Annotated in this window: 7 protein-coding genes, 1 pseudogene and 1 other annotated feature; of the genes and pseudogenes, 5 read left to right on the forward strand and 3 right to left on the reverse strand. The window is 67.4% G+C overall.

Features of this window, described 5'->3' with window-relative positions; all coding sequences use genetic code 11:
- Positions 1 to 54: 54 nt before the first annotated feature.
- From BMX36_RS20475 to BMX36_RS20485, 3 genes are read left to right on the forward strand one after another with little or no spacing between them, the layout of a single operon-like run.
- Complete coding sequence (locus tag BMX36_RS20475) at positions 55 to 630, forward strand: recombinase family protein (RefSeq protein ID WP_093068374.1); 576 nt, start codon at positions 55 to 57, stop codon at positions 628 to 630.
- Positions 627 to 2,408, forward strand: a complete 1,782-nt coding sequence (locus BMX36_RS20480) for an Eco57I restriction-modification methylase domain-containing protein (protein ID WP_093068376.1) — start codon at positions 627 to 629, stop codon at positions 2,406 to 2,408. The genes BMX36_RS20475 and BMX36_RS20480 overlap by 4 nt, the downstream gene beginning before the upstream one ends.
- A complete protein-coding gene (locus tag BMX36_RS20485; protein WP_093068379.1) occupies positions 2,405 to 3,463 on the forward strand; it encodes a BsuBI/PstI family type II restriction endonuclease in 1,059 nt (352 codons plus the stop codon). The genes BMX36_RS20480 and BMX36_RS20485 overlap by 4 nt, the downstream gene beginning before the upstream one ends.
- 24 nt (positions 3,464 to 3,487) lie before the next feature.
- Here BMX36_RS20485 and BMX36_RS20490 read toward each other — a convergent pair.
- Positions 3,488 to 4,123, reverse strand: a pseudogene (locus BMX36_RS20490) (IS3 family transposase); the annotation flags it as partial.
- Positions 4,019 to 4,135 (reverse strand) — a sequence feature (AL1L pseudoknot). It overlaps the preceding pseudogene by 105 nt.
- A gap of 139 nt (positions 4,136 to 4,274) precedes the next feature.
- Between BMX36_RS20490 and BMX36_RS20495 the strand changes: the two are divergent.
- Together BMX36_RS20495 and aac(3) (BMX36_RS20500) are read left to right on the forward strand one after the other, a co-directional pair.
- Positions 4,275 to 4,799, forward strand: a complete 525-nt coding sequence (locus BMX36_RS20495; RefSeq protein ID WP_093068381.1) for a hypothetical protein — start codon at positions 4,275 to 4,277, stop codon at positions 4,797 to 4,799.
- A 301-nt stretch (positions 4,800 to 5,100) separates the two neighbouring features.
- Positions 5,101 to 5,940, forward strand: a complete 840-nt coding sequence (gene aac(3), locus BMX36_RS20500) for an aminoglycoside 3-N-acetyltransferase (RefSeq protein WP_093068386.1) — start codon at positions 5,101 to 5,103, stop codon at positions 5,938 to 5,940.
- Between the two features lie 84 nt (positions 5,941 to 6,024).
- Here aac(3) (BMX36_RS20500) and aac(3) (BMX36_RS20505) read toward each other — a convergent pair whose 3' ends face one another.
- The gene (gene aac(3) / locus BMX36_RS20505; protein ID WP_256210952.1) at positions 6,025 to 6,873 is read right to left on the reverse strand and encodes an aminoglycoside 3-N-acetyltransferase; all 849 of its coding nucleotides are present in this window, start codon (positions 6,871 to 6,873) and stop codon (positions 6,025 to 6,027) included.
- The coding region (locus tag BMX36_RS20510; RefSeq protein WP_218142223.1) for a TonB-dependent receptor domain-containing protein at positions 6,870 to 7,874 on the reverse strand (1,005 nt) is incomplete at its 5' end. The genes aac(3) (BMX36_RS20505) and BMX36_RS20510, both read right to left, overlap by 4 nt.

The raw sequence follows: 7,874 nt of genomic DNA on the forward strand, positions 1-7,874 counted from the left end.
GTCATGAATTTCCAAGGGTTTGCGTGTGTCAGAATCCCGTGTCAGAACGAGGGCATGCAAATCGGCTATGCGCGGGTGTCCCGCGGTGATCATCAGGACCTAGCTGCCCAGCTCGCAGCGCTCACCGCAGCCGGGTGCGATCCGGTGTTCCAGGAAGAGGCCTCGGGCGGCCAGGTTGATCGGCCCGAGCTGGCGAAAGCAATCAAGAGCCTGCGGCCGGGCGACGTGCTGGTGGTGTGGAAGCTCGATCGGCTGTCGCGTTCGCTGCGTGACCTCCTGTTCACCCTGGAGGCGGTTACCGCAGCCGGCGCCGGCTTCCGGTCGCTGACTGAGGCGGTGGATACGACGACGGCTGCAGGTCGGTTGATGACGCAGACCTTGGGCGCCTTCGCCGAGTTCGAGCGTGCCATGATCCGCGAGCGGACCATGAACGGGCTGGCGCATGCCCGCAAAGCCGGGCGGCATCTTGGGCGTCGGCCCAGTCTCACCGGCCAACAGCGTGCCGAGATCATCATCAAGGCAGAATCCGGGCAAGGGTCGCCTTCGCAGCTCGCCAGCCTGTTCCGTGTATCGCGCTCGACCGTGCAGCGTGTCCTTCGTGAGCATCGCAACCGATCGGCTGCCGCATGAGCCTCGCTCCCGCGCTTCCGCGCAGCCTGCCTGCAGACCTTGAGGCGCAACGCTACGAGCTGGCCCGCGCGCGCCAGCTTGCGCGCGCATGGGCGGAGACGCTGCCCGAGCCACGGCGTCGCGACATGGCGGCGCTGTTCACACGCATTGCGATCGACACCTACCAGGCGGAGGCTCGGCCCCACGCCAAGCTCAGCGTGCCATTCGCCAAGCCCTATGGTCGCCTTGATCGCGCCGTTGCCGAGCTGGCGCAGGTGGTGGGCCGGGAAGCGGCACCGCTACCGGTCATAGAGGCGGCTTACTTCCTGACCGGCCTCTACACGACCTTGCTTCACGCCCGCGAGCGCGGTGCGCTTGGCGCCTTCTACACCCCGCCGGCGCTGGCGAACCGGCTGCTCGACATGGCCGAGGAGCAAGGGATCGATTGGACCCGTGCCCGCGTGCTCGATCCGGCGAGCGGTGGGGGTGCGTTCCTGCTGCCCGCAGCCGAACGGATGATCGCCGCCCTTCCCGCGGCCGAGCCGGCGATCGTGCTCCGGCAGATCGGCACGCGCCTGGTCGGGCTGGAGCTGGACCCCTACGCGGCCGGCTTTGGTCAGAACGCGGTCGAGCTGCTGCTGGCGGATGTGACCGCGGCTGCAGGCAGGCCGGCTCCCGCCGTCGTGCGCGTTGCCGACACGCTGGATGAGGCACCTGCAGCCCGCTTCGACCTGGTGATCGGCAACCCGCCCTATGGCCGCGTCACCCTCACCCCCGAGCAGCGCCAGCGGTTCGCACGCGGCCTCTACGGGCACGCCAACCTCTATGGGGTGTTCACCGACATTGCCGTTCGCTGGGCCAAGAAGGGCGGCACGATCGCCTATCTGACCCCGACCAGCTTCCTCTCCGGCCACTACTATTCCGCGCTGCGCGAGCTGATCGCCAAGGAGGCGCCCCCGGTTGCGATCGACTTCGTACACGCGCGCCGCGGCGTGTTCGAGGACGTGCTGCAGGAAACGCTGCTCGCCGCCTACAAGCGCGGCGCCAAGCCTGGCCGCGCCCAGGTCCATTATGTCGAGGTGGCGAACGAGCGTGAGGCGCGCGTCATCCGCAACGGCACGATCGGCCTCCCCTTCCCTGCCTCGCAGCCGTGGCTGGCCCCCCGTGAGCCGCGCCACAGCGCCCTGATCGCTGCGGCCGAGGCGATGCCGGCGCGGCTTGCCGATTGGGGCTACAGCGTGTCGACCGGCCCCTTGGTGTGGAACCGCTACAAGGATCAGATGCGCCTTCGCCCCGCCCGCGGTGTGCATCCGCTGATATGGGCGGAGGCGGTATCGGCGGATGGCCGGTTCGCGTTCCGGGCCGAGAAGCGCAATCATGCGCCCTACTTCAAGATCGAGCGTGGCGACGCCTGGCTGCTGGTCGAGGAGGCGTGCGTGCTCGTCCAGCGCACCACCGCCAAGGAGCAGGCACGGCGGCTGATCGCAGCCGAGCTGCCGGCCGAGTTCATCGCCCAGCATGGCGGAGTGGTGGTCGAGAACCACCTGAACATGGTGCGGCCCACTGCCCGGCCGGCAGTATCGCCAGCGACGGTTGCGATGGTACTAAACAGCCGGATCGTCGACCAGCTCTTCCGCTGCATCAACGGTAGCGTTGCGGTTTCGGCTTTTGAGATGGAGGCGCTTCCCCTCCCCTCGCCCGATGCAATGCAAGGGGTGGAGGCGCTGGTCGCGCGGGGGGCTGGCAGCGCCGAAATCGAGGGCGAGCTGGCGCGGCTCTACGGGCAGGTGGTGGCATGATGCCGCTGCTCACCCGCGAGGAGGTTCATGCCCGGCTGCAGGTCATCTTCCCCGATGGCGCGCCCAATCGCGCTTATCTCACCCGCATGCTGGCGGCGAGCACGGTGTTTGTCGCCCTCTATGTGGACGCGATCGAGGGCAGCGGCACGTATCTCGGCCCCAAGCACGTCTACCGCATGACCAACGAGCAGGCGGCGCAGGTCGATGACGCGAGCCGTGCCGCCTACTCGGCCGGCGTGCTGCGCACCGGCGCCCACATCGAGGGGCGGCGCTGGTATCAGGACAACACCCGCGAGCCGATCCGCGACGAGACGCTGCGCGAGGGGTTGGTGGCGATCGGCGCCGTAACCGAGCGCACGGACCTTGCCACCACGTCGAGCAAGCCGCGCTATGCCTTGAAGGCGAGCTTCGCCTCCCTGTTCAACCCTGCGCTCGCCGGCGAGGCGCTGCAGGCCCGTATTGCGGCATGGCAGGCCGAAGCCTTGAACAAGGGCGCGCTGGCCCGTTTGGCGATCGTGCGCCGCGGTGCCGGTGTCAGCACCGACCAGGTGCTCGTCACCTTTCCGAATGGCGAGACGCGTCGGATGAAGCCCGGCCCCAGCTCGGAGATTACCAAGGCGGTGGTGGAGGTGTTCGCTCCCGCCTTCCTCACTGATCCGGCGGTGGTGTTCCTCAGCGAGAGCGGCAACAAGGTAGTGGCGCGTGACGACGAGCTAGCGCGCTCGATCGGGCTCGCCATACAGGCCGATAAGAACTTGCCCGACACAATCCTGGTCGACCTCGGACCAGCGCATCCCCTGCTTGTATTCGTCGAAGTGGTCGCGACAGATGGCCCGATCAGCGATCGTCGCAAGGAGGCGCTAGAGGAGCTGATCACCGAGGCAGGCTTCCCGGCCGAACACGTCGCGTTCGTCACCGCCTACCTCGATCGCAGCGCCGGGCCGTTCAAGAAGACGGTCGATAGCCTCGCTTGGGGCAGTTATGCCTGGTTCGCGGCTGAGCCGGAACGGCTAGTGCTGTTCAGCGAGGCACCAGGAAGGATCCAAGCGCGATGAGACTTGAACCGCCCCGGGTTTGCCGGACCCGCGGTCGCTATGGTGAACCAGGCCGCCACGATGAACCGGCCGGCGATTGTGTAGCGCCTGCTCGAGGGCATCCAGTACGAAGCTGGCATGCGCCGTCCTGCTGGCCCGCCAGCCGACGATCCGGCGGGCATAGGTGTCGATGACGAAGGCCACGTAGACGAACCCCGCCCAGGTCGCGACGTAGGTGAAGTCCGCCACCCACAGCATGTTCGGCGCTGGAGCGTAGAACTGCCGGTTGACGTGATCACGCGGACACGGTGCCGCCTTGTCGCTGATGGTCGTGCGCACTGGCTTGCCGCGGATTACCCCTACCAAGCCCATCTCCCGCATTAGCCGTTCCACGGTGCAGCGAGCGATCGGAAAACCCTCCCGCATCATCTGGCGCCAGACCTTGCGAACGCCATACACCCCGAAATTCTCGGCAAACACGCGCGCGATCTCGGGCTTGAGAGCCTGATCCCGCCGCGCCCGCGCCGACAGGCGCATCAGATCCCGTCACTGTGCGACGCGCTCGAAGTACGTCGATGGGGCGATCGGCAGAACGCGGCAGATCGGCTCGACCCCATAGGCTTCGCGATGATCGTCGATGAATGCGATCATCGCCGGAACGGGCGGTCGAGCTCCGCCTGGGCTTCAAAAGGGGGGGGGGATATCAGTCCAGGCATGGCTGTCGAAATCCTGCTCCTACTACGGGCAATCTCCAGCCCGCAGAAACGCAAGCTGGTGACGGCCGAAGTCGACCGGCTCGGGTTTGAGGTTTGGGACTTGAAGGACGCAGCCAATGCATCTCGATAAGCGCCGGCCCGCAGGGGGGCGTCGTGCCGCTAAGATGGCCGTCGGCATGATCGCTCTGGCGGGCTTGTCGGTTCAGGCGAGCGCCGCCACTGCCCCTTCGCTCGCGCAGCCGACGCCTGCTCAGGCCCAGGCTGTCGATAGGGCCTTTGCTACGGCACCGGCGCCGTTGAAGGCGGACGTAACCGCGGCTCTGGCGACGCTCCGGCCTTACGTCGTCACTCTGATGTGCGTGCAAGACGACATGGCGACGAGAGGGTTGATCGAGAAGTTCGTCGGATCGCGGGGCACCACCATGTTTAACGGCTGGTCGGGCGCCATGTCGTCGGCGAAGCGTATGCGGCACCACGACGTGGCAGGCTGCCTCAGCGTCACTCGCATCCAAAACTGGCGGCGGATCGCCGTCAACGAGTTCGCCTTCAATATCCTGTTCACGGCTGACGACAGCGGCGAGAGCTACCTATGGCAGAGCAAGGTTCACAAGGAGCCCGATGGCACGTGGCTGATCGCCTGATCCCCAGGGCTAGGCGGTGCCGTGGCGATCGGGATAGTTCCCCATGGTGGCCAGGTCAGTCAAACAACGCAGCGCCGCCAACCAGCCCACGCGTTCGGCGGCGCCCGGCGCCAAGCCTGATGTCCACATCTTCATGTCATATTCGCTAAAGACGCGGCAGCGCAGGCGAAGCTCGCTACTCACCTAGCGCCATGGCGACGTGATGGTGTCGCTCTGCTGCCAGTATCCCGCCAACAAGCCGGCGGGTGCTCAAAAGCACCCGTGCTCGCCAGCGACCCGATTTTACGGTATGCTCGCGACGATGACCGATGTTGTGCCTGCCTTCGTCACGCGCCGGGCTTTGTGCCGGGATTTACAAAGCATTGGCCTTTCCGCCGGACAGACCGTGATGGTCCACGCCGCGATGAGTAAGGTCGGCCCGTTGCTGAACGGCCCCGACGCTCTCATCCAGGCGCTGCTCGACGTTCTCGGGCCGGACGGCACGATGATGGTCTATACGAGCTGGGACAGCGTGCACGACGAGCTGCTGGACAACAACGGCCGCGTTCTCCCTGAATGGCGGAACCATGTGCCCGGCTTCGACGCGGCCGCTTCGCGGGCGGTGCGGATGAACGGCATCCTCGCCGAGTTCGCCCGCACCACGCCAGGGGCGAGGCGGAGCGCGAACCCAGGCGCGTCAGTCGCCGCCCTCGGAAGGCTGGCCAACTGGATTACGGCCGATCACCCGCAGGACTACGGCTTCGGGCCGGGAACCCCGCTGGCGAAGCTGGTGGAGGTCGGCGGCCGCGTCCTGATGATCGGCGCGCCGTGGGACACCATGACGCTGATCCACCACGCCGACCATCTCGCCGACCTTTCCGGCAAGCGCGTGCTGAAATACGAGGTGCCGTTCGCCAAGGACGGCGGCGTCACGTGGCGGATGTCGGAGGAGTTCGACACCGGCGATCCCATCCTGAACGGGATGCCAGACAATTACATTGAGCAGATCGTCTGCGCGTTCGTCGCAGAAGGGAACGGCGTCGAGGGACTGGTCGGCCAGGCATCGTCGTTGCTGGTTGAAGCTGGGCCGGTATGTGCCTTTGCGACCGCCTGGCTCGAACGTTGGGCAGCCAACAACGTGCCAGCCGCGACCCGCGATTGATCACAGCGCACGGGGCCCGGACCGCGCTCATAATATCATAACCTACGCACGGCGGATCTCCGGGGCAGAACCGGCATCCGCCGCCTAATCTACGTCGGCGTGACGGGCCGCCCAGTCCTCCATCCACGCCACGGCGAAGGGAACCAGGGTGCCGGCGTTGAGCAGGAGCGACGGTGCTTCGCCCACGCGTCCCTGCCGCCCGTGGCCAGCCGCAACGTAGTCTCGAACGATCCAGCTAAACGAATTCGGCGGCAGGCATGGCGCGACGGCCTCGCCGGTTTCGAACTCCTCCGACATCCGCCAGATGGTGCCGCCGGGGGTGGCGATCGGCAACTCCTTGCGGTCGATTCGCTTGTCAGGCAGCTGCGCCAGGTGTTCGGCGTGGTGAAGCAGGGTCGTGCTGCCGAACGGCGCGCCGAGCAGCAGCACCTTGCCCTCCAGCCGCACGAGACGGTCAAAGGGCGAGTCCGGCCCGTACCCGTAGTCGAGCGCGTGATCCCGGGTCAGATCAGCCGCGTAGGCCCCAAGCGCCACAACGGAGGCGCCGGGATTGTCGCTGCGGCACGCGCCGCGGGTGGTTCGGAGGAACTCCGGAAGCACCCCGTTCTTGCGGGCGGCACGCGTTGTGCCGGCCGAGAACGGCGCTATCTCAGGGCGCCACCGCTCGGGCGGGCGGCCACGATCGTCACGCAGCACCTCCCACGGCGTGTCCCAATCAAGCACCGCCATCAGGGTCCCTGCCGGTCCGACCGTCCCTAGCAGCGCCGCGATGATTCCGTCCGGGCCGCCGAGCACGCGACCGACGCGGCTGCAGGCTGCGTGCACCAGCACGATGTCCCCGGTCGCCAGCCCGAGGCGCGCGAGGTCGGCGCGCAGGCCGGCCACGGTCAGGTAGGGGCGCTCGTCCCGGCCTGCGAAGGCGCCCGCCTTCAAAGCGGACGGACGATCTTGAGGATGGCCTGCAGCCCGCTGTCGCGCCTGCGGAACTGCGATCCGGTGAACGCGCCCGAACCCGGCCGCTCAAAAAAGTCCCGCCGGCGCTCGCTGCCGACGCCGGTGAGCCCGCGCAAGGTCAGGCTGATGCGCATCGGCCGCCAGGCGGAGGTCTCCGCGTAAACGGTCCAGAGCGGGCGGACGCGGGTCCGCTCCACCTCGTCGACGTAGAAGATGCGGGTGATCCGGGCTGTCGTCCAGTCAGCGCCCCAGGACGATGCGATGGCCTGCCAGTCGTGGCGGAAGGCCAGTTTCGCCTCTTGGCTCGGCAAGCCGCTCAGCGGTCGGTCGGGGGCGTCGGGGACATGAAGCCGCGTCCACCGCCGCGTCGCGTCGACTGTGATCTGCGCGCCGTTGAGGACGACGTCCACCGGCACTGTCGCCTGCACGGTCGCGCCCACGATCCGGCCGTCGCCCGCGATCCCGATCGTCTGGCTTCCGGAAAGGGTGGGGACATAGTCCAGCACCCCCTGACGCTGCTCCACGAACGCCTCGCCCGAAACGGCGCCCGCCTTTCCCCAGCGCTGGTCGACCCGCGCTTGGAAGCGCGTGATACGCGCGGGGCGCAGTCGCGCGTTGCCGCTGATCGGCCGGTCGTCAACGCCCTGGACCGACGCCGCGAAATCCTCGAACTCCAGCTGGTCCACGGTACGCCTGATTCCGAATCGCAGCTGCAGGCGCGGGCGCACGTCCCAGACGACAGCCGCCGAGGGCTTGGCGTAGCCCAGCGTCTGCACGTCGGCGATGTCGCCAGTCACGCCGATGCGCGACCATTCGCCCGCGAGGCCCATCTCAAGGCGAGCGGTGCGCGCGACCCGATAGGTTAGGTGTAGGCGCTTGCAATCATAGCGGCGTGTGCTCGCAAACAGCCTGATTTCCTGCTCACGCTTTCTGCCACTGGCGGGGAGCGTCCTGCTCGAATTATCTGCCAGTGTGCTCGC

This window comes from Sphingomonas sp. OV641 (genome assembly GCF_900109205.1).
Lineage (GTDB): Bacteria > Pseudomonadota > Alphaproteobacteria > Sphingomonadales > Sphingomonadaceae > Sphingomonas.

Coding starts and splice junctions, on each gene's coding strand:
- BMX36_RS20475 (WP_093068374.1), top strand. CDS start 55: ATGCAAATCGGCTATGCGCGGGTGTCCCGCGGTGATCATCAGGACCTA.
- BMX36_RS20480 (WP_093068376.1), top strand. CDS start 627: ATGAGCCTCGCTCCCGCGCTTCCGCGCAGCCTGCCTGCAGACCTTGAG.
- BMX36_RS20485 (WP_093068379.1), top strand. CDS start 2,405: ATGATGCCGCTGCTCACCCGCGAGGAGGTTCATGCCCGGCTGCAGGTC.
- BMX36_RS20495 (WP_093068381.1), top strand. CDS start 4,275: ATGCATCTCGATAAGCGCCGGCCCGCAGGGGGGCGTCGTGCCGCTAAG.